The sequence below is a fragment of the Pseudomonas sp. efr-133-TYG-103a genome (assembly GCF_030209235.1).
In the GTDB taxonomy this organism is placed as follows: domain Bacteria; phylum Pseudomonadota; class Gammaproteobacteria; order Pseudomonadales; family Pseudomonadaceae; genus Aquipseudomonas.
In genome coordinates this window covers 166,136-190,141 of record NZ_JARVSK010000011.1, presented here as the reverse complement: position 1 = coordinate 190,141, position 24,006 = coordinate 166,136, and the positions used below count along the sequence as shown (strand labels likewise).

The following is a 24,006-nucleotide window of genomic DNA, read 5'->3' as shown; positions in this document are numbered from 1 at the left end:
GTCATGACAGGCGCTTCTTGGCACGCGAGCGCAGGAACAGATAAAGCAGGCCGCTGACCATGAACAGGCCGCAGACCGTGACCAGCAACATCCAGATCAGGTTTTGCGACAGGGTCCATTGCACGCGCTTGAACAGGTTCAGATCGCCGACGTAATACTGATCGTCAGCCACCAGCGAGGTGATCTGCTTGCCGTTCACCACCGCCAGGCTGCCCTGGATGGTTTCCTTGTACTGATCGCCACCGATCAGCGCGTCCGTGGCATCGACCAGGCCTTCCGGCTTGCCGCTGACGATCACCACCACGCTGCGCTCGGGTTTGAGCGGTGACTGGAAGCCGGCCAGGTACGTGCTGCTGGCGGGGCCGGTGTAGGTCACGTTCAGGCGGGGTTTGCGCAGGTTGGCCTGCGGGTCCGGGCTGATCCAGTCGCGTACGCGCAGGGTCAGGTCGGACAGGGAGAAACGGTGGGTTTCGCCGGTGAAGCTCGCCGGCAGGTGCGCTGCCCACTGCGTCAGCAACGGCTGGTTGTCGCCCGACGCGAGGACCAGCAGGTCCTTGTCGCTCACCGACTGCACGTCATTGGCCTGCACCACTTTCACTGCGGTGGCCGGATAACCGGTGGACTCACCGAAGCGCCCGAGCACGGTCAGGTAAGCACCCCATTCGGCAGGGCCGCTTCTGTCCGGCATCACCACGGCGCTCTGCGAAAGGTCGGCCATGCGCGTGAACGGGAAGCCGCTGTCGTTGAACACGCCCAGGTTCGGCAGGGCGATGTAGTGGTTGTAGCCGCTCAGGTCGAGGCTGGAATCCGGGTCGATCAGACCGCGCATGTTGTCGACGATGATGTCGCGGCATTCGCCCTGCTTGATGTAGTCGAACATGAAGCGGAACTGCAACTGCGACTGCGCAGGCGCAAGGCCCAACGGCAACAGCACGCTGGCTTCGCGCGGCAGGCTGGTGTCCTTTTTCAGCAGCTCCAGCAGGTTGTCGCCACCTTTGAGATTGGTCACCGACGGCAACGGCATGGACTTCATGAAGTTGTTGTTCAGGCTGACCAGCAACGAAGAGTTGGTCGACTCCTGTTGCGGCGTGTAGCGGTATTTCAGGCTCAGCGGAACGCCCGCTTCGCGCCAGTTGAACAGGTCTGGCGGCAGACGTACCGGAATGGTGATGTTGCCTGGGTTGTAGCCGGAAACACTGAGCAGTTTGGTGTCGAGCAATTCGCCAAGCTTGACGGGGCGGTCCGACGGCAGCCAGTTCGGTGCGTCGTAAGGTTTGCGCGGCGCGAGCGGGTCGAGGCGGTCGATCGTGACGCTGTTGCCGACCAGCGATTTGCTGCCCACGGCGACGGCCGAGGCCGCAAGTTTCAGCTCGGTGGCATCGCGACCGGCGACGATCAGCAGCTTGCCGTGTGCGTCGTTGGGATTGCTCATCAACGTGACCGTGGCGCCTTTCACCGCAGGCAGCTGCAAGCCGCCGAGCTGGATGGCGTCTTTGCTCTCGATCAGGACGATGGCGTTGCCCTTGTCCGGAATCTGCCCGACATTGCTGGTGAAACTGGCACCACGGTAAGCGGCGAGGGCGCCGATCCACGACGACAGGGCGCCAGCGGCTTCGAGGGTGGCGTTGTCCGGCGTCGAAGCGAAGACGATCGGCAGGTTGACCTGACGGGCATCGCGGCGATCGAAGAACGGCAGCGGCAGAATCGCCAGATCATCCTTGAGCTGGATCGGCGAAACGTTGAGTTTTAGCTCCGAGCTGTTGTTGATCTTGGCCCACAGGCTGCTGTGCTGCGGGTCTTCGCACTGCATCGAGTAGTGACCGATGAACTGCAGGCGCAGACGGTTGAATTCAGTGATCAGGCGCGGCGGGATATCGACCACCTGCTCCTGCGGTGTGCCGGCACGCTCTTTGGGCAACGACAGGCTGGCGGCCACCTCGTCGTTGACCAGCACGTTGATCTGCGAGAGGTCTGCCAGCAGCGCCGGCGAATAGCTGTAGCGCAACACCAGTTGGGCGCCGTTCACCACTTCGTCGGCGCGGATGTCGAAGTTGACACCGTCGGCCGCTTCCACGCCCTGCAGGTTCATGGTGTCCAGTCGGCCCAGCTGCTTGAGCGTCATGTTCTGGCTGTAGCTGCTGGCTGGTGCGGGTGCGTTGGTTGCGGTCTCGGCGTGCGCAGTCTGGCTCAGGCCCGACAGGCACAGGACAGACGACGCCAGCAGCGTGAGCGGGTGATGAGGGCGGCGGGTTTCACTGCGCACGGAAAATTTGCTGATCATGACTTGTCCATAGAAGATTCGAGCGATTTCGTTTGAGCCGGTGTCCCGGTGAGGCTGTGACGCGCCTGCAGGGCGGTCGCCTTGACCAGCGCGCCCATGCCGATCAGGCCGATGGTGCTGACCTCGCGCAGGGCCGAGAGCGGGGTGTCGAGCTTGCCGCTGCCCCAACTGGTCGCCCAGGTGTCGGCGCGCGAGAAGGTCATGCGTACCAGTTCACTCTGCTGACGCAGGGTCAGCGGGTCGAACAAGGCGCCCAGGTCCTGGCCTTTGCTGAACACCACGGTGGTGTCGAACTGGCTGGTCCTGGCGTTGCGGAACAGCGAAACGCGCATCCGTTCGCCCGGCTTGACCGTCGTGCCTGGCGGCAAGCGCAGGCCCAGGCCACGCTGCGAAAAGTCCTGAGTGGTGCCGTAGACTTCGGTGCCGTCTTCCAGCTCGACCTTGACCGGCAACTCGGCGCGCACACGCGGTTCGGCACGCACCTGGCGCGTCTCACTCGCGACCGCCACCGCAGCGCTGGTGATGATCAGGTTGTAGAGCGTCCAGGCGGTGTTGATGAGCACGGTGACGGCAGTGTCCGGCGCGCCCCAGATCAGTTGATGGATGCCGAAGCCCAGGCCGGTCAGGTTCATCAGCAGCAGCACGATATAAGGACGTGCGAGCTTCCAGTCGAAGAAGTCCTTGTCGATAATGCCGCCCTTGTCGGTGACGTTGAAGCCGCCGAACTTGGGGTTGACCAGCGCCATCAGCACCGGTGGCATGATGTACCAGGCCAGCACCGTCTCGTAGACCTCGTTCCAGAACGAATGCCGGAAACGCCCCTGAATGCAGGAGTTGGTCAGGTTGGAGTGAAACAGGTGCGGCAGCACGTACGCGGTGATCATCAGCGCCGAGGCGTGGAAAATCTCGGCGCCGAAGATCAGGTAGGCCAGTGGCGCGGTAAGGAAGGTCAGGCGCGGCAAGCCATAGAAGAAGTGCAACATGGCATTGGCGTAGCAGACGCGTTGACCCAGGTTCAGGCCTTTGCCGAACAGCGGGTTGTCGAGGCGGAAAATCTGCGCCATTCCGCGAGCCCAGCGAATCCGCTGGCTGATGTGGCGTGACAGGCTTTCAGTCGCAAGACCGGCTGCCTGGGGAATTGCGAGATAGGCGGTGTTGTAGCCGGCGCGGTTGAGCTTGAGCGCCGTATGGGCGTCCTCGGTCACGGTTTCTACGGCGACACCGCCGACTTCTTCCAGCGGCTTGCGGCGCAGAATCGCGCACGAGCCACAGAAGAACGTCGCGTTCCACAGGTCGTTGCCGTCCTGAACCAGCCCGTAGAACAACTCACCTTCGTTCGGTACGGCACGGAACGTGTTGAGGTTCTTCTCGAACGGGTCAGGGGAAAAGAAGAAGTGCGGCGTCTGCAGCATCGCCAGCTTCGGATCCTTGAGGAACCAGCCCATGCCGATCTGCAGGAAAGAGCGGGTCGGCACATGGTCGGCGTCGAACATGGCGATGTATTCGCCATCGGTGACTTTCAGCGCCGCGTTGAGGTTGCCCGCTTTGGCGTGATGATTGTTGTCACGCACGATGTAGTTGACACCGATGGCCTGACAGAAACGGCGAAACTCGTCGCGACGGCCATCATCGAGAACGTGGATGCGCAGCTTTTCTTTGGGCCAGTCCATCGCCTGAGCCGCGAAAATGCTCAGTTTCACGATGCTCAGCGCTTCGTTATAGGTCGGAATGAACACATCCACCGTCGGCCAGTCGCTGGGGTCGCCGGTCAGCAGCACCGGTTGACGCCGCAGCGGCCAGGCGGTCTGGACATAGCCGAAGATCAACACCACCAGGGCGTAGATTTCGGCGAGCACCAGGCCATAGCCGAACATGATGTCCAGCCAGCCTTCGAAACCCAGCGTGTCGGTCAGGCGCCAGTACATGTAGCGCAACGAGGCGACCAGCGACATCACGATCAACGCCAGGATCGGCAGGCGACCGGGAAGGCGTTTGATGAACAGCGCGGAACAGAAACACAGCGCCGCGAACAGGCACTGGGTATAGAGGTCAAGCGGCGCGCTGATGATGCTGATCAGCAGCAGCGCCGCGATGATCGAACCGACCAGAATCAGCGTACGGCGTACCGCGCGAGGCCACTGGCTGACGCGGTTGAACAAACCATTGGCGCGCAGTTCCGGGCGCCCCGGGGAGTGGGGCGTGGGATTTGTAACTTGGGTCATGACAAATAGGGCTCTTGCGTGCCTTCCATGAGAAGTTCGCAAAGCGAACCTGCGATGTCGAGGGTGTCCTGGCAGCCTCGGGTGCTTGGGGTGTGCGCCAGCGGATTGCGGTCGTACGCCAATGATTCACTGATGAAGTGATCCTGACGGATCACGCCCAGCAGCTGATTGCCTATTCTTTTCTTCAGCAGATCGCACATGTCGAGGCTGAACTGGCGGGACGTGTCCAACTGGTTGATGACGACTTTGCACTGCGCGGCATTTTCCCGTTGCAGGTAAGGCGCGAGCAGCCTGTCCATCTGGTTGTAACTGGTGTAGGACGCCGCGTCGGCGAGGGTCACGACCACCACCAGGCTGGCAACCTCCAGCACCTGATTCAGGTACACCGTGGCGCCGGGCGGCGTGTCGATCACAACGGTGTCCTGCTCACCCAGATTCATGGCTTCCAGGCAGCGGGCCAGCCACAGGTGATCGTTTGCGAGCAGTTGTTCGAAATCCACGCGTTCCTGGTCGGTGGTCACACCGTAGGCCAGGCACTGGCTGCCGGCATAACCCTTGCGAGCAATGTCGCGCCAGTCGGCGTTGCGCTGGCTGGCCTGAGCGATGCCTGGCCATTGTTCATTGCCGCCAAGGTGCAGGCACAACGAATTCTGCGGGTCGAAGTCGATGGCGAAGGTGCGACCGCCGGGGCGTTTGATCGCACTGGCCAGCGCGCCGGCCAGCGTACTTCGGCCCGCGCCGCCTTTGTTCGACACCACCGCGATGACGCTGGCTTCAAGGTGTGGTCTGGACGATTGCGCCGAGCGTTCAGCGACGGGCGAGCCGTCGCGGTGCTGCTCGATTTCGTTCAACAGGCGGCTGAGCGCTGTGGAACCGGCCGCCGCAGGCAACGCAGCCAGCAATGGCTCGTCCACGCGCACTTCGTCCGCCCCGACAGTCGCAGGCATTTCATCGATGCGGGGTATATCCCCAGCATTTTCAGAGGTAGGTTCCTCGCCAGGAACGCTTTTCAACGCCGCAGAAAAGGGCGTGGCCATTTCTTCGGTGTACTCGTAGCGGGGTTCGATCTCGCGATAAAACTCAGCGCTACTCCCGAATCTGCTGAACAAATTCGCAATATCGTCAGAACGGTGCATATAGGTATCCCTTCCCGGAAATGGGTTCGTACAACAATGAAGGGAATTGCTAGCCCAACTGCGCACTCCATGAAACATTACGCAACTTCGTGCGTGATATCAATATGATGTTGCCCCGTATTGCTGTCTAATTGATTTTTTCAAAATCTCGAAACTTTAAGCCAAGAATTTGGCGCTAAAACGGCGTGCGATAGAAACGCGTCGCGCCTGCGCCATTCGAGCAGTTGATTTGCCTGCATTTTGGCGCGTAAGGCGTGCAAGTCTGTGGGGTGCGCAGGGTGGGAGTCGGTCAAGGAGGGCGAATTGGCGACGTGTCGCCGCTTGTAAAGTCGCTGAAACAGATCCACTCAATTGAGTGTTCACGGGTCAAACGTTCATCGATCCCGACGAAATCGCTCACGACGAAGCACGTTCAGTCACAACTAATAAATGCCGTCACAGGGGCGTATTCAACTTGCCGTTTTATAAGACGTGACGGGGCGCTGTCGAATAGAGCTGTGCCACGACATCAAGTAACTTCAATAAGTTTCGTTGTGCGTTCAAGTTTTTTATAAATGCGCGTAATGCGTTGTCTCAGCTGGGGTTCAAGCGCAATGGCGTCGGCGGTATTGTCCGGGCGATTGCCCATGAACGCGCTTGAAGGCAACGCCGAACGCGGCATCGGACAGGTAGCCCAGCGAGTCGGCCACTGTTGAGACGGTGTCCACGCCGTTGCACAGCCGCGAAGCCGCCACCTGCATGCGCCATCGGGTGGCATATTCCACCGGTGTCTGGCCGACGCGGGTTTTGAACAACGCCGCAAAGCCCGAACGCGACATGCAGGCGATCGCCGCCATTTCCGCCAGTTTCCAAGAATGCGCCGGTGCGCCGTGCACCGCCCGCATCACGTTGGCAATGGCCGGTTCCCGCAGGCCACCCAGCCAGGTCAGCTCGGCCAGGTCAGCCGTGACAATGTGGTGGCGCAGCGCATGGACGAAAATCAGCCTGAGCAAGTCGTTGCACATGGCATAGGCGCCGGCTTGCGCGGATTGCCATTCCCGGTCCAGTTCGTCCAGCAACCAGGCAAAGGAGGTGGCACCGCTCGCGCGGGCCTCGATGATGATCACCGGCGGCAGCCACTCCAGCAGATCAGCCGCACCAGGGCTGACCAGCGACACGCTGCCGCCCAAGAGTTCGACGTCATTGCCCACGCCGTAGACGGCAGACGAACCGGACTCCGCGAACACCTCGGAGGCGTTGATGGGCTGCATGTCAGCCGCGCTCGACAAGACAAACGGCGTGCGCGACACCACAAAACAGTCCCCGGCGCGCAGGCGACGCGCAGGCTGGTCAGGAACGCGCAGCCAACATTCACCGCGGCGCACGACATTGAATTTCAATTCGATGGGCTGAAAGCGTAACGCCCAGTCGCCGCCCGCTTGCAGCCGGACCGAACAGGCAGCGCGCAGACCTGAGAGGGCGAGCACGTCAGAGAGCGGGTCGGACAGTGGATTCTGGATGATCACGATAGAAAACCGGACTATTTGAGCTGTTTCGTCCAGCGATAGTAGCCAAGAATCGACGCTTCAGAAAGACGCGGAGAGACTTCATGATCACCCTTCAATCCCCCCTTGAATCCTCCTTCGACGCCGCCAGCACCGCTGCCGAAGTCATGGCCGGTGTCGACTTGCGCGGGAAACTGGCAATCGTCACCGGCGGCTATTCCGGCCTGGGCCTGATCACCGCTCGACACTTGGCCGCGGCTGGCGCCCGGGTCATCGTGCCGGCCAGAGACCCAAAGCGGGCGGGCGCCGCACTGGCTGGCATCGACGGCGTATTGGTCGAGCCGATGGACCTGATCAGTGCGGACTCGGTGAGTGCGTTTTGCGCCCGGGTTGTCGGCCGAGGTCAGCCTGTTTCATTGCTGATCAACTGCGCCGGTGTCATGGCGTCGCCGCTTGCCCGTGACGCCGAGGGGCATGAGAGCCAGTTTTCAATCAATCATCTGGGGCATTACCGCCTGACGTGCGGGCTATGGCCGGCATTGGTCGCAGCGGGGTCCGCGAGGGTGGTGGCCGTGTCGTCCCGCGGGCATCAGATCGCAGGTATGGACTTCGACGACACTGACTTCCAGCGCCGGCCGTACGACAAATGGGTCGCTTATGGTCAGTCCAAGACCGCCAACGCGCTGTTCGCCATGGCACTGGACACGCGCGGTCGTGAGCAGGGCGTCCGTGCGTTCTCGTTGCACCCGGGGCAAATCCTGACTGACCTGGCGCGGCACTTGAGCAGCAGCGAGATCGAAGCGTTCGACGTGTTCGACGAGAACGGCCAGCACAAGGTCGATCCGCAGGCTGGCCTGAAAACCCTGGAACAAGGCGCAGCGACCGGGCTTTGGTGTGCCACCAGCCCCGCGCTGGAGGGCAAGGGCGGCGTGTACTGCGAGGATTGCAACATCGCGCCGGTCAATCAGTCGGATATCGGCCGCAAAGGCGTGGCGCAATGGGCGTCCGACCCCGACGCGGCCGAACGCCTGTGGCAGCTGTCGCAGCAATGGACGGGGCTGAGTCTGGCCAAGTCCCGTGAGATGGAAAGGTGAACGGCCGTTGATGGCCGTCCGCGCTGAGGCACAGGGGCGACAAAATGCGCTATGCCTCGCTGTCTACCGGCTCAGTGCACCCGATCGACAGCCGCCGAAGGCGCCTGCCTCCACGTTGTAGGGGAGGCAGGCGCCTTGTCGACGGGCTATCAGGGGGTGACGCTGGCATTAAGGGGCATCGATGCCATTGTCGCCACATCCAAGATCAGGCCTCGGTAGAGCCGTAATCCGGATAGCTGGAATAGCCCTCGGCGCCTTGGGTGAACCAGGTGCTCGGGTCGTCTTGCGAGAGTGGTAACTGGTCTCTCAAGCGCGCTGGCAAGTCCGGGTTGGCGATGAACGGACGACCGAAGGCGATAGCGTCCGCCAGCCCGGATTCAACCGCCGCCTGCGCCCGGGCAACGTCGTAATCGGAGTTGAGGATCAACACGCCCTTGAAAGCCCGGCGAATGGCCGGCGCCATTGGTGGCCGTTCCGACGCGCCGAATGTGCCATCCATGGGCGGTTCGCGCAGCTCCAGATGAGCGATCCCGATATCGGACAGCACCTGGGCGGCGCGAACGAACAACGGTTCCGGGTCACTGTCGCGCACGCCCTGATCATGACTGCCCGGCGACAGGCGAACGGAAGTCCGGTCCGCGCCGATGACCTCGGCCACCGCCTCGGTGACTTCCTTCAAGAGCCGAATCCGGTTGTCGATCGATCCCCCATAGCCATCGGTGCGGAAATTCCCGCTGTCACGCAGAAACTGGTCGATCAGATAGCCGTTGGCGGCATGAACCTGCACCCCGTCGAAGCCGGCTTCGATGGCATTGCGGGTTGCCTGGCGAAACTGCTCGAGCAAGGCAGGGATTTCATCGGTGCCCAGCGCCCTTGCCGCGCTGTAGGGTTGCTTGCCGGCATAAGTGTGTGCGAGGCCAGGCGCGGTGGTGACGGATGCCGATACCGGCTGCCCGCCTTGCAGGAAACTGGGGTGCACGACCCGGCCCATGTGCCAGAGTTGCGCGACGATTCGTCCGCCTCTGGCATGCACCGCATCGGTGACGCGTTTCCAGCCGGCAATCTGCTCGCCGGACCAGATGCCGGTGGCGTACGCCCAACCCAGCCCTTGCTGACTGATGCCGATCGCCTCGGAGATGATCAGTCCGGCGCTGGCGCGTTGTGCGTAGTAGTCGATCATCATCTCGGTGGGCACGTGCTCACGGGTGCCACGGCCTCGGGTCATCGGGGCCATGAGAATGCGATTGGGCAACGAGAGGGCGCCCATCTGCAGGGATTGGAACAGCGAAGTCATTGGCAGAATCTCCTGAGTCATTTGCATGGGGCGTTTCAAACCAGGCGGGCGCCGCCGTCGATGTTGAGCACCGCGCCGTTCATGAAGGTGTTGGCCATCAGAAACACCACGGCGTTGCCGGCTTCCTCAGCCGAACCTAAGCGGTGCAGAGGCAGTGTCTGTTCCAGCGACGCCACGAACGCATCACGCCCTTCGCCCAGCGCCTTGCCCAGAATCGGTGTGTTGATCGGACCGGGAGAGAGCGTGTTGACGCGCACTGGCGCAAGCTCCAGCGCCATGCCGCGGGCCATGGCCTCCATGGCGGCCGAGGCTGCGGCCAGCACCGCGGTGCCATAGGCGTTCGGACGGTCGGCGAGGTTGCCGGAAATGAAGGTGATCGAGCCGCTTTTCGACAGCTTGTCGCCCAACGCCCGGATCGCGTGGATGGACGCCCAGATGCGCTCTTCGAATGCGCGGCGCAGGTGATCGATGTCGGCATCCAGCACGCGGCCTGCGACGAAGCTGCCCGCCAGCAGCACCAGATGATCGACGTGGGCGATGTCCGAGACCGCCGCGTAAATGGCTTCACTGCGAGTGACGTCAGCTGCGCGCCAGCCTGCCAGGCCATGTGCTTCAGCGGCTTGTCTGGCACGTTCGGCGTTCGAGCCGATGACGATCACCGCCGCGCCAGCGGCTTTTGCCTGAATGGCAGCGGCGAGGCCGATGCCGGATGTCCCGCCAAAAATCACGACGGTCTGGTCTTGCAGATTCGAGGGAAGCAGCGGGGCAGCGGAAGTGTGGGTCATGTCGATCTCCTTGGAACGCCGAAGTGGCGTGCGATGGAGGTGAGATTAAAGCGTGACGTACAGATTGATAATTGGGCCGCAAGTCGCTTTACTAGTGCCATGAAGGAACAAATGGGTTTAGAGCGTTTAACCGGCCTGATCGCGTTCGCGCGCGCAGCGTCCCTGGGCAGCTACACCGCAGCTGCGCGGGCGTTGTCCGTGTCTCCGTCGGCCATCAGCAAAAGTGTTCAGCGGCTGGAGGAGCACTTTGGTCTCAAGCTCTTCACCCGCACGACGCGGTCATTGACGCTGACGCCGGAGGGGCGTGATCTGTTCGAGCGGGCGATGCGCATCCTGCATGAGGTCGAGGGGATCGATCAGGCCGCCGTGGCCTCGCGGGCAGAGCCCTCCGGCACGCTGAAAATCACCGCTCCTTTGCCCATCGGCCTGAACATCCTTGCGCCAGCGCTGCCGCGATTCCGCGAGCGTTACCCCAACGTCACCCTCGACCTGCGCCTTGGCGATCAGTATTCGGACATCATCGAACAGGGCATCGACGTCCTCATCAGGGTCGGGCAATTGTCGGACTCACGGCTGATCAGCCGTCATCTGGGTCCGCACCGCACCGGCGCATTCGCCTCGCCGCGTTACCTCGAACGCAAAGGCACGCCGCGTCACCCGTCGGAACTCAGCGAACACGACTGCGTGAATTTCCGTTATCAGAGTTCCGGGCAGGCGCTGCGCTGGACGTACAACGAAGGAGAGCGTTCGCAGGAGGTCATCCCCGAGGCGGGCATTACCATTGACTTGAGCGATGCGGTCGCAGCGACGATGGCGGCGGACGGCGGCATCGGCATCACCCCGAATTACGTGGCCGCGCCTTATGTCCTGCGCGGCGAACTGGTGCCGGTGCTGCCGCAATTGATCATGGAGCGGTTTCCGATCACTGCGCTGTGGCCGGAAAGCCGCAGGGGCAGCCCGAACGTGAAGGCGTTCCTGGCTTTTCTCGCCGAGGTCTTCCCGTCGCCGGCACCTTGGGATCAGGCGGTGGCCGCAAACATGCCAGGGGCTGACTGAGCTGAGCGATCGCTGGAGTCGCACGGCTTGAGCGCGACTTGAATAACGGATGGCTCCAACCTGGGCCAAGGATCCGCCCCCTGCGCGGCGTTCAGAACATGCCGCGAACGCCCCGTTTGAACGAAGCATGCAAGGTGCCAGTCGTAACAGCACAATCGTCATCGAGAGTTCTGGCCCATGGTTTTTCGTTCTGCCGTTTATGCCGGCCTGTGGGCCCTGGTCATCAGTTCTGCGGCCCAGGCGCAAGAGCCGCTGCGTATCGAGAGCCTGAAACGGTGCGGTGATCTGCTGGACAGTCAGCATCAACAGTGGTGCCTGAACGTTCAGGGAATGACCGCGCAAACCCCGACCCTTTACCTCGATAGTCAGCCGCTGTCGGCCACCGCTGTCGAGCGCGACGGCGACCGGTTGCGCGTGCAGGTCGACAGCCATGGACGCCAGAGCGGGCCGCTCTATCTCAAGGACGGGCCACGGTCGAGCAACGCGACCTGGCTGACGCTGCGCAACAGTCACGTGGTTGCCGCTGGCCCTGACGAAGTCGCGAAGAACATGGACGGCCTGACCACCTACGTCGATCTGGTCAGTGTGGTGATCGAGGAAGATCATGACGGACGTCCCGAGGCTGAAAGGCTGGCGAAGAAATACGGCGCAAAAGTGGTCGGCAGCATCGCGCCGTTGAACCTGTATCAGTTGCGTCTGCCCGCCAGGGATCTGGTGCAGCGCGACGCGCTGGTGCTGCGTCTGGGCAGCGAAACCAGTGTCGATGCGGTGGTCATCGAGGAGTCGGCTGCGGAGAAAACCGAAGAGGGCGTCAGTCCTGCTCCAGACCCGGCCAGGCCGTCGGTGGACTCCGATGAATGGGCGGCCAACCGCTTTCTCGACGCGGTGAATTATTACCGGCGACGTATTCCGGCCCGGCAGGCGCCGATTCAGCCGCAGCCGATCCGGGTGGGACTGATCGAGCGCGACGTTGATTTCGACACCGCCGACTTCGCCGAGTACATGGGTGACTGTGCGCCGCCGCGCACCTGCGTGTATGCCCGAGATTCGCAGAAGCCGGACGCTCATGGCACCACCGTCGCCGGTATTCTCGCGGCTCACTGGGACGATGGCGGCAACACCGGATTTCTGCGTGGGCTGGACAAGGCCGGCGGCGGTTTCGACGTCATCGTGGAGCGCAACTCCGATGCGGGCATAACGGCCAATATCGCCGCCTCGGTGAATCTGGTGGAGGACGGCGTGCGGGTGCTCAACTGGAGCTGGGGCATTCACCGGATCGGGGCGAAAAATGTCGACGGCGATGACGTGGATTCCTTGCTGCGCTCGGGCATCGCGATGGGCGGCTACGAAGAGCTGCTCGAAGAGTTTTTCCTGTGGCTGCGCAAAGCGCATCCGGATGTGATCGTGGTTAACTCCGCCGGCAACGGGTCGTCTTTTTCCGGCACGGATGAATACCGTCTGCCATCGTCTTTCGTGACCGATCAGCTGTTGGTGGTCGGTGGCCACCAGCGCAGCGGGCAAGCCGACGTGCCCGTGGACGCGCCCACATATGCGGTGAAGCGCAGTTCCTCCAACATCGATATGCGCGTCGATATCACCGCGGCCGCATGCGTTCATGCCTCCACCGTCAAGTCCGGCGAGACAGGCGCGGTGCACTGCGGAACGTCGTACGCCACGCCGATGGTCACCGGCCTGCTGGCGGCCATGCTGTCGATCAATCCGCAGCTCACGCCCGAGCAGCTACGCATGCTGCTGCGGCGCAGTGCGATGGCCATTGGCGACAATTATGACTTCGAGCCCATGGACGCCGAAGACCTGACGGCACCGATCCTGCCCTCCGAACGCGGCTTCCGGCTCGACGACAAAGACGTGGGCCGATCCGCGCGCCTGGACATGCAGAAAGCGCTGGACCTGGCAGTGGAAAGCCGCGGCCGCGTGCGCTGAACAATAGGCTCACCCAGGGATGCGCCTGCCGCCCCTTGCGAGCGGCAGCCAGCCTTTGTTTGAACCTAGAGCGTCGGTTTGATCAGTTGCAGCTGCTGACGATAGTCATCGGTCACCTGACGCGCCTGACTGTTGCTGGTCACGACGCGCGGGGTGATCAACACGATCAGCTCAGTGCGTTTCTTGCTTTTGCTGGTGCTGCCGAACAACCAGCGCAAACCCGGCACACGCCCCAGATACGGCACCGAAGAAGCGGTGTCGCTGTTGTCCTGCTTGATCAGGCCGCCGAGCAGTACGGTCTGACCGCTCTGCACGGCAACCTGCGTCGACACCGAACGGGTGGAAATGCGCGGGTTGCCATTGCTGTCCGAGGCGGCCGTGTTGTCGGCGTCGCTGACTTGCTGCTGAATGTCCATGTAGACGAGTCCGCCTGGATTGACGCGCGGCACGACATCCAGAATGACCCCGGTCTGCACGTATTCGACGCTGCTCAGCGTGGTGTTTGAGACGTTCGTGTTGACCGTGGTCTGACTGATGGGAATGTTGTCGCCCACCTGAATCTGCGCCTGCTGGTTGTTCATCACCACCAGCGACGGGGCCGACAGCACTTGCGTGCGGCCATTGGTTTCCAGCGCGTGCAGCGCCACCTGAAGATTGTTGCTGACGAACGAGTAAAACAACGCGTCGGTGGCGCCCAGGCCGGCGCCGCCGCCACCCAGCGCACCCTGACTGCCGGAGGCGTTGGCGACGGTGGTGCTGGACGAGTTACCGGCCAGTTTGCCCAGATACCATTGCACGCCCAGGTCCAGTTCGCCGCTGAGATTGACCTCCAGAATGCGCGTTTCGATCTGCACCTGCATGGGGGCATTGTCCAGCCGTTTGATGGCCGATTCGATCTCCGCCCACTGCGCCGGACGGGTGCGGATCAGCAACTGGTTGCTGCTTTTCTGCGCGGTAATGCGCGTGCTGTCGTCCAACCGCTTGCTGGCGCCGGACTGCGTGTCGGCGGTTTCGCTGTCAGTGCCTTCGACCCCGCCGGCATCATCATCGGCACCTCCATCCTCGCTTTCCATCGCCTCGTCGCTCTGCTGCAACGTACCTTGCTGATTGCCGTTGCTGCCGTTCAGTCCCATCCCGGACGAGACGCCTGAACCCATCCCTGAACCCATGCCCTGGCCCGTGCCGCTGAGCCCCATCGCGCCACTGCTGCCATTGAGCGAGGACAATGAGCGGGTGCGCAGGCCGGGTGCCACCCGGGCGGCACTGTCATCCTTGATCTGTCCGTTGCCGTAGATCTGGCGCAGGTATCGGGCCAGATCGGCAGCCTTCATGTTGCGCACGTCATAGACGTACATCTGCGGCTCGTTGCCGCCGCCTTCGTCAATGGTGTGAATCCAGTCGCCGACCTCGCTCAGATAGCGCGGCTGCGCGGAAATCGCCACCACCGAGTTGGTGCGGTCGATGGGCAGAAAACGCACCATGCCTGCCATCGGCATCCCGCTGTCCGGACCGAACATTTTCTTCAGTTCCGGCATCAGTTCGCCGACGGTGGCCCGCTGCAGGCCATACACGGCGATCGACATGCCCTTGAGCCAGTCGACGTCGAAGGTGTCGATGGTGTCCTGATAGTTCGCCAGCTCATCCGGCGTACCGGCCAGGCTCAGCACATTGCGGCCGGGGTCGACCAGCAGGAAGGCGTTATCCCGCGCGAAGGGCTTGAGCAGCTTCTGCATTTCGGTGGCCGAGATGTAATGCAGGGGGAACAGCCGCGCCGACAATCCGCTGGAAGGCCGCGCCACGGGCATCTCGGGCACCAGCTTGCCGGCCACCGCCTGATTGGCGGGCAGGATCACATAGCGCTCGCCCTGGCGAATCATCGCGTTGTCGGTCCAGGACAACAGGGTTTCCAGAATCGACAGCGCCTGCTGCTTGTTCACAGGTCGGGAGGTGGAGAAGCTGACGTCACCTTTAACGCCCTGGGCGATGCTGTAGTTTTCGTGCAGCAGGTCGCCCATCACGCTGTTGATGACCGCTTCGATGGGCTGATTGGTGAAGTTGAAGACGATATCGCCGTCTGCCTGCGAGGGGCCGCGGGAGCCCGCCGCAGGGGCCGGACTGTGCACGAAGGTCTGGCTGCCCCGGATGATCTGCTGGCGCGGCACCGTTCTGGCGGTCGCGTTGCTCTGGCTCGGCATCGGTTCAGGTTCGGCCAGCGGCGGACGCTGCGAGCCGGTGCCATCGAGTGCTTCCTGCATCAGCGCCGGGTCGTTGTCGAAGTGCTCCGGCGTGGTGGCGCAACCGGCCAGCGCGACAGCGGTGGCCAGGCACAACAGAGGGCTGCGCAAACGGGGAAACTCAAGGTAGCGATTGTTCATGGTCTGGGTACGTCTGGAAGGGTAATGAGAGGCGCTTTCGAAGGCGCTGGAAGACGAAGCAGGGGCAGGCGCAATTCGCGGGTCTGTCCCTGATGGGTAAACGTGGCGTTTTGCGCGGTGGCGCCGGTCAGGGTCCAGCCGTTATCCAGCGTGCTGCCGACGGCCAGTTTCAGGTTGCGTTTGTCCGACATGCGCAACAGGACCCATTGGGCCTGTCCGTCGATCACCACGCCGCTGAGGGCGACGCCGTCGAGTGAGGACGCCTGATTTTTGCCAGTCACCTGATCCGGCTTGCGGTCAGGACTGAACATCGACTGCTGCCACGTCAGCGCCAGGGTCTGAGTCGGCATGGGCGCGATCGTCGGCGCTCGGGCGGCGGATGCGACGGCACGGGCTTCGCCTGCGGGCAGCCAGTTCACGCTCTGGCCGGCGCCCATTGCCAGACTGATCGCCAGCGCACTCAGCAAAGCGGCACCTGCGCCCAGGACGAGTGAAAGTCGGTCGAACCTCATGCTTCAGGCTCTCCCTCAGGTGCAGGTGCAGGTGCAGGTGCAGGTGATGCAGATCTGGCCTGCGACGGTGCCGGCGCCTGTTGCAGATAGCCGCGCAGCAGCAGATGCACCTGCAAACGCCCGGCACCGCCGGTGGCGGGCGCATTCGTCGCCCGGCGCAGGCTGAGGTTGTCGATGAACAGAAACGGCTGCCCGTATTCGAAGTCGTGCAGCAGACTGGCCAGCGGTTCCATGGCGCAATCCAGCGTCAGGCTGACCTTGACCTGACGATAGGGCTCGGTGCTGTCTTGCTCGGGGGTGATCGGCATGCGTTGCGTCACCTGACAGCCCGGCCCCTGATCGGCGTGGCCTCTGACCAGATCGAGGCTGCGTTGCATCAGGTCGGCAGCCACCGCACTCGGGTCTTCACCGGGCAGCAGGCTGGTGCGGCTGGCCGGGTCGCGGCGGGCGGCGTTCAATTGCTGCTCCAGGCTGTCGCGCTGTTGCAGGACGCCGGCGTACCGCTGTTGCTGCGTGCGGAGGGCATCGGCCTGCTCGTCGAGGGCATTCAGCGGATCGAGGAACCAGCTTTGGACCAGCAGCCACCACGCCGCCCACAGCAGCAACGCCAGAACGATCAGTGCCGCGCCACGGCGTTCCCGCGGACTCAGTTCACGGCGCATCGGCGGCCTCCTTGCGCAGCTGCGCACGCAGGGAAAAGCGCTCTTTGCCGGTCTGGGCGTCGGGCTGGATGGTGCCCTGGAACTGCGCGTCACTTAAGGTCTTGCAGTCCTTCATGCGGGTGATCAGCGCGCTCGCTCTGGCGCTCTGCCCGGAAAGGGAAACGGCACCGCCCTCGGTAATTTCCATCTGTTCGACCCAGGTGTCGGCGCCCAGGCATCCGGTGAGGTCCACCAGCACACTGGACAGCGTTGGCTGTGCCGCTTTTTGCCGCGCCAGATAACGCGCGGCGCCCTGAGTGTTGATCAGTTCACGCCGAAGATGCTGCACCTGTTGCACCTGCTGGCGTTGCTCGTCGACAGTCCGCTGCATCGCTTCGACCACGGCCGTGCGGGCATCCAGCCAGAGCACCATGCAGCCGATCAGCAACGCGCCACAAAGCAAGGCCAGATAACCCGGCAATCGTGCGCGGCCCAGGCGCGGCGGTTTCTGCCCGGCCGGCAGCAAGTCGACGCCCAGACGCTCGCCGCAAGCGTCGCGGCCATCCACGCACTGCAGCGCCAGGCCCTGTGCCGTGCACGCATCGAGTGCCGGTTGCAGCCGTTCGCGCAGGATGGCCACCAGCAGCACGTGCATCAGCGCGCCTTGCTTGCCGGTCACCCGCGCGACGTAATGCAACTGATCACGGGGGTAGGGCGTGTACTTGTCCAGCTCGAAGCCGATGACATTGTGCAGGTCGCGCAGGGCGGCGGTCGGCAGCGACAGCGTCTGGACCAGCGTCATGCTGGCCGGCAACACCAGAATCAGGCGCTCATCGTCGCCTGCATGAACCTGACCCGCCAGCGGCCAGTCGATCAGCCGCTCACGTACCGGGGGCAACAGTCGCGCACGGGCAGCGGCGGGCAGCATCGCTTGCAATTCGCTCAGCCAGGCGTGCCACAACTGCTGTGCCCGGCTGCCGCGCCAGTGGCTGTCCAGCCGGGACTGGAATAGCGCGAGCCGTTTGAAAGATAGTGGTTTCATTCTTGCCAGCGCAGGACCCGATAAGGCCTCACACCCTCCTTCGATGGATTCAATAACAGCGTGACGCTCAGCGTCGTGCCAAAGCCGCCGGGCAAGGTCGCCCGGCTTTGTACGGTGATGACAGGGCCCGCGTCGTTGGCGATCGCGCCGCCTTGAGGCAGGTTCAGCGCGCGGCGCAACCAGGGCGAGGCCAGCCGCGCATCCGGCGCAGGCAGGCCGCTCCACAACGTCAGGTGGGCGCTGGTGCACAGGTAGACCTGTTGGTCCATGGCCGGCAGTTCGCGGACTTCCTCCAGTGTGCGCAACGGTGCACGATCACCACCACGGCGCTGATTCAATGCCTGCGAGAGCTGCGCGGACTGCTCGGCCGACCCACCGCACGCCTGCACCAACCGGGCGAACGCATCGACCGGCGCGGCATTGACGTCCAGCTTCCCGGCTTCGCTGGTCAGGCTCACCGCCAGCGAGGCCTCGTCGAATCGCAGTGCGTGCGGCTGACCGTCGGCGAGCCAGCGACGTTGCGGGTCGCGCTCCAGTTGCGCCGTGACCGCCATCGCCACGCCCGCTTCGGCAGCCAGCAGCGCCTGGGTGTGCTGGCGCTGCCAGAGCGCCTGCCGGTTCTGCAGATGCACCCAACCCAACAGGCCTGCGAGCAGGGTGCCGAGCAGTGCCAGCACCCAGAGCACGAGCAGCAGCGCTACGCCGCGTTGCGTCTTCATAACGCCCGCGCCTCTGACGACAGGTCCAGGCGCAGGTCGATGCTCTGCAGCGGCCAGGGCACCGGCCCGGCCAGTTGGGCACCGATGCGCACGCTTATCGGCAGCCGTCCGGGCCAGGGCCAGTGATCCAGCCAGTCGGTTGCGCCGCCCTCAGGGGATACGCCCCGGTAGCTGAACTGCACGGCGTGCACCTGGTGCATCAGCACCTGCGGTTCTTGCGCGGGCAGCAAGCGCTGGTCCTGCAGACGCTCCAGGCTCACTTGCAAGCGCTGTCCTGCCGCCAGCGTCACGCTGTACCGATACAAACCGCCGCCCAGCGTGGTCATCAACGGCGCGTAGAAACGCATGCTGCGCGGCTCGCCGATGAACACCGCAGGCTGCGCGACCCCCGGTTCGCCTGACGCCAGCGGCAAGGCCTGACCGATGACATGACGCAGGAAATTCTGCGTCGACCGCACTTCGTCCAGGCGCGTGCTGTAACGTTCGGCTTTGCCCATCGCCCGATTGGCGCCGGTGATCGCGCCTGCTATCAGGGTCAGCAAGACGCCGAGCAGGCTCAGCACCACCAACACCTCAAGCAAGGTGAAGCCTCGCGTGCGGCGGTTCATGGGCGGGCTCCGGAGCCCGCGCTGCGGACCTGCAACGTGCTGTAGTGCGCGTGCCGGCTGCCGTCGCGGACTTCCAGGTCCAGCCGCCAGGTCTTCACCGGCGCATCAGCGACCGGCAGCGCGCTGACGTTCAATGTCCATTTCACGCCAGACCATTGCCCCTCGCTGACACCCGGTTGCAGGCGGCCGGCGATGGCCTCGTCCATCAGCGAGCGTGCGGTCAGGCTCAGCAGGTCACTGCGTTGCGCCTGTTGCAGGGCGCGCGCGCTCTGCCCGAAAGCCACCACCAGTACGCTGCTGCACACCGCCAGCACGGCGAGGGCAGCGAGCATTTCCAGCAGGGTGAATCCGTGCTCGCGGCTCAATTGAGCGTGCGCAACTGAACGTTGCCGGTCAGCCAGTTAATGTCGACCCGCCAGTGCTTGTCGCCCCGGCTCAGCAGCAAGTGGCCGCCACTGGAGCCGCCGTCCGGATAGAACTCGAACGCCGCGCCCAGTCCGTCGGCGGTCTGCAACTGCACGTGCATGTCATCGGGCAGGTGGCGGACCGCTTGCAGCGGTGCCTGAAACCGGCCGTTCTTTAGGTCGAAACGGGTCTGCGCCGGTTGCCCCGTGACAATCGCCTGCACCCTGGCCGCGCGCAGCGCCTGGACCACCTCGCTCAAGGCACGCCGTTCGCCGGCGCTGTGCAGACCTTTGCCCACGCCGAAGCCCACCAGTGCGATGCTGATGCCGATCAGCACGATCACCACCAGCAATTCGAACAACGTGAAGCCGCGGGTGCGGGGCAGGGCGCGCATGTTATTCCCAGTTACCGAGGTCGGCTTTATAGCCGTCGCCGCCTGGCTGGCCGTCCTGGCCGAAGAAGATCAGGTCGAAGCTGCCGTGCTCGCCCGGGAAGCGATAACCGAAGGGATGACCGAACGGATCCTTTAGGTCCGACTGCTTGGCGTAAGGGCCTGCCCAACCGGTCGCATTCGCGGGTTTGGTGACCAGCGCCTGGAGGTTGGCCGGCGGTGAGCCGACATCCAGCCCGTAGCTTTCGATTTTCATGCTCAGGCTGGCCAGTTGTGCCTTGCCGGCGCCGTACTTGCCCTTGTCGACGTTGCCGCCGACCTGCCGCACGACGATGGTTGCCACGATGCCGAGCAAGACGATCACCGCCAGCATTTCCAGCAGGGTGAAGCCGCCTTGGCGACGGCCAGGGGCAGATTTGAATCGAGTCATGTGTATTTCCTCAAATGTTACTGGTCAGGCTCATCAGCGGAAGCATGATGGCCAGCATGATCACCGCCACCATGACGGCCATGACCACGGTCAGGCTGGGTACCAGCGCCGCGAGCATGCGGTCGATGCCACGTTTGGCCTCGACATCGAAAACGTCTGCAACTTTGAGCAGCATGCTGTCGAGGTTGCCGGCCTGTTCACCGACCTCAATCATTTGCAGCGCGAGTTCTGGCAGCAACGGCTGCGCACCAAAGGCCTGGGCGAGGGTGCCGCCGCCCTTGACCCACTCGGTCGCTTGCTCCACCTGGGCGCGCAGGGCGTGATTGCCGCAGACCTGGCGCACGATTTTCATGGCCTGCAGCAGGGCCACGCCATTACTGAGCAAGGTGCCCAGCGTGCGGGCCAGTCGGGCGGCCTCGACACGCTGCAGCAGCGGGCCGATGACTTTCAGCGACAGCACGCGCCGGTCGTGTCGTTGCCGACGTTGCGGGTCGCGGCGCAGCACCGCGATGCTCCAGATCGTCGCGACCACGGCGCCGAGCAGCAGCAGGCCGTACGCGCTCAGAAACTCGCCCAGGCCGAGAATGGCTTGAGTGATCAATGGGATCGGCACGCCCAGATCGCGGAAGATCGGCACGAATTGCGGCACCACATACGCCAGCAGCAGGGCCAGTGAGCCCAACACGCCCACCACCAGAAAAATCGGGTAGATCAGTGCGTTGACCACCTCACCGCGCAGCTTCTGACTGCGCTCCAGGTATTCGCAGAGCTGACGCAGGGTATTTTCCAGCGAGCCGCCAGCCTCACCGGCGCGGACCATGCTGATGTAGAGGCTGGAGAACTGGCCGTGCTCTTCTTCCAGCGCCTGACTCAGCGGTTTGCCGGCCTTGACCTGTTCGCGCACCCGCTCGAACAGCGCCAGACGTCTGGGGTCGTGGTTTTGCCTGAGCAGCGTGCCGAGCGCACGCTCGAGCGGCTGGCCCGCTCCCAGCAGGGTGGCCAGTTGCTGAGTGAGGCTGACCAGCGCTGCGCCGTTCAGCACGCTGCGCCGCATCGCAGCACCCATGCCCCTGCTGGCACCGGCTTCCAGACTGAGCAGCAACAGGCCGCGCTTTTGCAGGGCCGCGGCGGCCGCCTGCTGATCGGCAGCTTCCAGTGAGCCGTTCCGGGCGACACCCTCGGCGTCCAGCGCTCGGTATTTGAAGTGCGCCATGATCAATCGCCGCGCGTGACGCGCAGCACCTCTTCGAGGGACGTCACGCCGGCCACGGCCTGACGCAGCCCTTCTTCGTAAAGCGTACGCAGTCCGCCCCGGCGCGCGGCCTGTTCCAGGGTGGCAGCGTCCGCCTGGCGCATCAGCAGGCTGCGCAGTTCTTCGTTCATCACCAGCAGTTCGGTGATTGCACTGCGCCCGTGGTAGCCACCACCAGGCATATCGGTGGCGGGACGGTACAGCATGATCGGGCGCTGATCGGTGAAACGCTCCAGGCCGTGCTCGGCCACCAGTTCGGCCGGCGCCTGAAACGCAATGCGCGTCAGCGGGTCGAGGCGGCGCACCAGTCGCTGGGCCAGAATGCCTTTGACGGTCGACGCGATCAGGTAACTTTCCACGCCCATGTCGAGCAGGCGCGTGATACTTGCCGCCGCACTGTTGGTGTGCAGGGTCGACAGCACCAGGTGGCCGGTGAGGGAAGACTGAATTGCGATGCGGCAGGTCTCCAGGTCGCGCATCTCGCCGATCATGATCACGTCCGGATCCTGACGCACGATGGAGCGCAGCGCGCCGGCGAAGTCCAGGCCAATGGCAGGCTTGACCTGAATCTGGTTGATACCTTCAAGTTGGTATTCCACCGGGTCTTCAACGGTGATGATCTTGCGTTCGGCGGTATTGAGACGAGACAGGGCGGTATACAGCGTGGTGGTCTTGCCCGAGCCGGTGGGGCCGGTGACCAGCAGGATGCCGTGAGGGTTTTCCAGCACGTCGAGGAAATTCTGCAGGCGCTCGCCGTCCATGCCCAGGCTCGGAAAGTCGAAGCTGACGGTCTGGCGATCGAGCAGGCGCATGACCACCGACTCACCAAAACTGGTGGGCACCGTGCTCACCCGCAAGTCCAGCTCCTTGCCCTGAATGCGCAGCATGATGCGGCCGTCTTGCGGCAGACGCCGCTCGGCGATGTCCAGACGGGCCATGATTTTCAGGCGCGAGATGACCGCAGCCGAGGAGCTGGAAGGTGGCGCTTCGGCTTCATGCAGCACACCGTCGATGCGGTAACGCACTTTGAGCTGGTTTTCGAACGGCTCTATATGAATGTCCGACGCCCGCTGCTCGACCGCCCGCTGCAGGATCAGGTTGACCAGGCGAATGACCGGCGCTTCGGAGGCAAGGTCCTTGAGGTGTTCGATGTCTTCTTCGGCGCCGTTGTGCTCATCCATGGTTTCGATCAGCGAGCCCATGGCTGAACGGCCCTGGCCGTAGAAACGCTCGATCAGCCCGTCGACCTCGTTCGCCAGACCGACCGACACGTAGACGGGCGTCTGGCTGGCGTAACGGACGGCCTCCAGGGCATAGACATTGGCGGGATTGGCAGCCAGCACGTGCACGCCGTCGGCATGCCGGCCGATGGGCAGCAATCGGTGGTGGCGCATAAAGCGCTCGCTCAGCGCGGGTGACGTTTCATCGGGCACCGGCACTGCGTGGGCAATCAGCAGCGGCGCTTCGAGGGTCGACGCCCACGCCCGGGCCATGTCCATTTCGGACACCAGACCCAAGCGTGTCAGCAGTTCGGTCAGCGAACTGCCAGGGGATTCGTGTGCCAGTCGGCGCGCCCGATCCAAATCACCCGGTTTGAGTCCGGCATTCGCCAACAGCCAGGCGCACAACGCTTCTGACGGGTGCTCGGTCAGTTGTTCCAGACGGACAGGTTTGAGAGTATCGGACACGACGTGGCTTCAATTAGCGACAAACTATGAAGGGACTGTTTAAAGTCCCCTCATCGGTTGTAAGTGATTACGGTAAGTTGTCATTCAGTGGGCAGAAGTCGACGACTGTTCAGTTGGACGGCCACGCTTGTTTTCGTCCGCTTGAACTTGTTTATGTTGTTTCTTATCGACTTTTACATTCTGGGTCTGGGTCATGACGGTTGAGTCAGGTGCGCCCGATACCGATTCCGTGGTGCTCGACTCTGCGGCCAGCGTGGTGCCGGCAACTGCAAAGGTCATGGCGGCAGCAGCGGCAAGTAGTGGCAATTTCATGTGATGATTCTCCAGATGTGCAACGAGTGTTGGGATGACGTCAGGCGTTGACCCAGAGGCTTTTCCTGGGCTGCGAGGCCAACTGAAACCCCATGTTTACGGGCGCTTCAAGGACCTTCGGATCATTTTTGCTAAACCTACAGACCTGTAGGTTTAGCGAGAGTTCAGCGACTGTATCAAAAAATTTCCGATATTTTTCATTGTTGATATTTTCGTTTGACTTCAACTAAAAACAATTGCCTTAATTTAAATGACGCGGCGATTCACCGCGTATTAGCTGGCGCTGTGCCAGTAACTTTGGTTTTACCTGACCTATCGCCCAAGTTCATTGCTTG

21 protein-coding genes are annotated in these 24,006 nt (G+C 63.1%); 3 read left to right on the top strand and 18 right to left on the bottom strand.

Annotation, left to right across the window (positions count from 1 at the left end):
• Position 1 precedes the first annotated feature (1 nt).
• The 4 genes from bcsB to QRN36_RS09510 all read right to left on the bottom strand — a co-directional run bounded on the left by bcsB (position 2) and on the right by QRN36_RS09510 (position 7,144).
• Positions 2 to 2,281, bottom strand: coding sequence for a cellulose biosynthesis cyclic di-GMP-binding regulatory protein BcsB (gene bcsB, locus QRN36_RS09525; protein ID WP_285423844.1), 2,280 nt, complete (start codon positions 2,279 to 2,281; stop codon positions 2 to 4).
• Positions 2,278 to 4,503: a UDP-forming cellulose synthase catalytic subunit gene (gene bcsA / locus QRN36_RS09520; protein WP_285423843.1), complete on the bottom strand. Its 2,226-nt coding sequence runs from the start codon at positions 4,501 to 4,503 to the stop codon at positions 2,278 to 2,280. Before bcsA ends, bcsB begins: the two co-directional genes overlap by 4 nt.
• Positions 4,500 to 5,450, bottom strand: a complete 951-nt coding sequence (gene bcsQ, locus QRN36_RS09515; protein ID WP_285423842.1) for a cellulose biosynthesis protein BcsQ — start codon at positions 5,448 to 5,450, stop codon at positions 4,500 to 4,502. Before bcsQ ends, bcsA begins: the two co-directional genes overlap by 4 nt.
• Positions 5,451 to 6,223: 773 nt before the next feature.
• Positions 6,224 to 7,144, bottom strand: a complete 921-nt coding sequence (locus QRN36_RS09510) for an AraC family transcriptional regulator (protein WP_285423841.1) — start codon at positions 7,142 to 7,144, stop codon at positions 6,224 to 6,226.
• 83 nt (positions 7,145 to 7,227) lie between these two features.
• On the opposite strand from QRN36_RS09510, the gene QRN36_RS09505 reads away from it, so the two are divergent.
• Positions 7,228 to 8,217, top strand: coding sequence for an oxidoreductase (locus QRN36_RS09505; RefSeq protein WP_285423840.1), 990 nt, complete (start codon positions 7,228 to 7,230; stop codon positions 8,215 to 8,217).
• Between the two features lie 205 nt (positions 8,218 to 8,422).
• Here QRN36_RS09505 and QRN36_RS09500 read toward each other — a convergent pair whose 3' ends face one another.
• Positions 8,423 to 9,511 carry an alkene reductase gene (locus QRN36_RS09500; protein ID WP_285423839.1) on the bottom strand — a complete coding sequence of 363 codons (1,089 nt, stop codon included), beginning with the start codon at positions 9,509 to 9,511 and terminating at the stop codon, positions 8,423 to 8,425.
• A 35-nt stretch (positions 9,512 to 9,546) separates the two neighbouring features.
• Positions 9,547 to 10,296 (bottom strand): SDR family oxidoreductase, encoded by a 750-nt coding sequence (locus QRN36_RS09495; protein ID WP_285423838.1) that lies wholly within the window; start codon positions 10,294 to 10,296, stop codon positions 9,547 to 9,549.
• Positions 10,297 to 10,407: 111 nt separating this feature from the next.
• Between QRN36_RS09495 and QRN36_RS09490 the strand changes: the two genes are divergently transcribed.
• Together QRN36_RS09490 and QRN36_RS09485 are read left to right on the top strand one after the other, a co-directional pair.
• A complete protein-coding gene (locus QRN36_RS09490) occupies positions 10,408 to 11,352 on the top strand; it encodes a LysR family transcriptional regulator (protein ID WP_285423837.1) in 945 nt (314 codons plus the stop codon).
• Between the two features lie 177 nt (positions 11,353 to 11,529).
• Positions 11,530 to 13,296 carry a S8/S53 family peptidase gene (locus QRN36_RS09485; RefSeq protein WP_285423836.1) on the top strand — a complete coding sequence of 589 codons (1,767 nt, stop codon included), beginning with the start codon at positions 11,530 to 11,532 and terminating at the stop codon, positions 13,294 to 13,296.
• A gap of 65 nt (positions 13,297 to 13,361) precedes the next feature.
• Here the strand turns inward: QRN36_RS09485 and gspD are convergent, their stop codons facing one another.
• From gspD to QRN36_RS09425, 12 genes are all read right to left on the bottom strand, one after another.
• Positions 13,362 to 15,671, bottom strand: a complete 2,310-nt coding sequence (gene gspD, locus QRN36_RS09480; RefSeq protein ID WP_285423835.1) for a type II secretion system secretin GspD — start codon at positions 15,669 to 15,671, stop codon at positions 13,362 to 13,364.
• A complete protein-coding gene (locus tag QRN36_RS09475) occupies positions 15,668 to 16,183 on the bottom strand; it encodes a general secretion pathway protein GspN (RefSeq protein ID WP_285423834.1) in 516 nt (171 codons plus the stop codon). Before QRN36_RS09475 ends, gspD begins: the two co-directional genes overlap by 4 nt.
• Entirely contained in the window at positions 16,180 to 16,845 is a 666-nt protein-coding gene (gspM, locus tag QRN36_RS09470; protein ID WP_285423833.1) for a type II secretion system protein GspM, read from the bottom strand. Before gspM ends, QRN36_RS09475 begins: the two co-directional genes overlap by 4 nt.
• Positions 16,835 to 17,866, bottom strand: coding sequence for a type II secretion system protein GspL (locus tag QRN36_RS09465; protein ID WP_285423832.1), 1,032 nt, complete (start codon positions 17,864 to 17,866; stop codon positions 16,835 to 16,837). Before QRN36_RS09465 ends, gspM begins: the two co-directional genes overlap by 11 nt.
• The gene (locus QRN36_RS09460) at positions 17,863 to 18,585 is read right to left on the bottom strand and encodes a general secretion pathway protein GspK (RefSeq protein WP_285423831.1); all 723 of its coding nucleotides are present in this window, start codon (positions 18,583 to 18,585) and stop codon (positions 17,863 to 17,865) included. Before QRN36_RS09460 ends, QRN36_RS09465 begins: the two co-directional genes overlap by 4 nt.
• The gene (locus tag QRN36_RS09455) at positions 18,582 to 19,193 is read right to left on the bottom strand and encodes a prepilin-type N-terminal cleavage/methylation domain-containing protein (RefSeq protein ID WP_285423830.1); all 612 of its coding nucleotides are present in this window, start codon (positions 19,191 to 19,193) and stop codon (positions 18,582 to 18,584) included. Before QRN36_RS09455 ends, QRN36_RS09460 begins: the two co-directional genes overlap by 4 nt.
• On the bottom strand, positions 19,190 to 19,558 hold the full coding sequence (locus QRN36_RS09450) for a type II secretion system protein (protein ID WP_285423829.1): 369 nt from the start codon (positions 19,556 to 19,558) through the stop codon (positions 19,190 to 19,192). The genes QRN36_RS09455 and QRN36_RS09450 overlap by 4 nt, the downstream gene beginning before the upstream one ends.
• Complete coding sequence (locus QRN36_RS09445) at positions 19,555 to 19,992, bottom strand: GspH/FimT family pseudopilin (protein WP_285423828.1); 438 nt, start codon at positions 19,990 to 19,992, stop codon at positions 19,555 to 19,557. Before QRN36_RS09445 ends, QRN36_RS09450 begins: the two co-directional genes overlap by 4 nt.
• 1 nt (position 19,993) lies before the next feature.
• Positions 19,994 to 20,419 (bottom strand): type II secretion system major pseudopilin GspG, encoded by a 426-nt coding sequence (gene gspG, locus QRN36_RS09440; RefSeq protein ID WP_285423827.1) that lies wholly within the window; start codon positions 20,417 to 20,419, stop codon positions 19,994 to 19,996.
• 10 nt (positions 20,420 to 20,429) lie between these two features.
• Positions 20,430 to 21,632 (bottom strand): type II secretion system inner membrane protein GspF, encoded by a 1,203-nt coding sequence (gene gspF / locus QRN36_RS09435; RefSeq protein ID WP_285423826.1) that lies wholly within the window; start codon positions 21,630 to 21,632, stop codon positions 20,430 to 20,432.
• A gap of 2 nt (positions 21,633 to 21,634) precedes the next feature.
• Positions 21,635 to 23,359, bottom strand: coding sequence for a type II secretion system ATPase GspE (gspE, locus tag QRN36_RS09430; RefSeq protein WP_285423825.1), 1,725 nt, complete (start codon positions 23,357 to 23,359; stop codon positions 21,635 to 21,637).
• 84 nt (positions 23,360 to 23,443) lie between these two features.
• Positions 23,444 to 23,671: a hypothetical protein gene (locus QRN36_RS09425; protein WP_285423824.1), complete on the bottom strand. Its 228-nt coding sequence runs from the start codon at positions 23,669 to 23,671 to the stop codon at positions 23,444 to 23,446.
• Between the last annotated feature and the right edge of the window lie 335 nt (positions 23,672 to 24,006).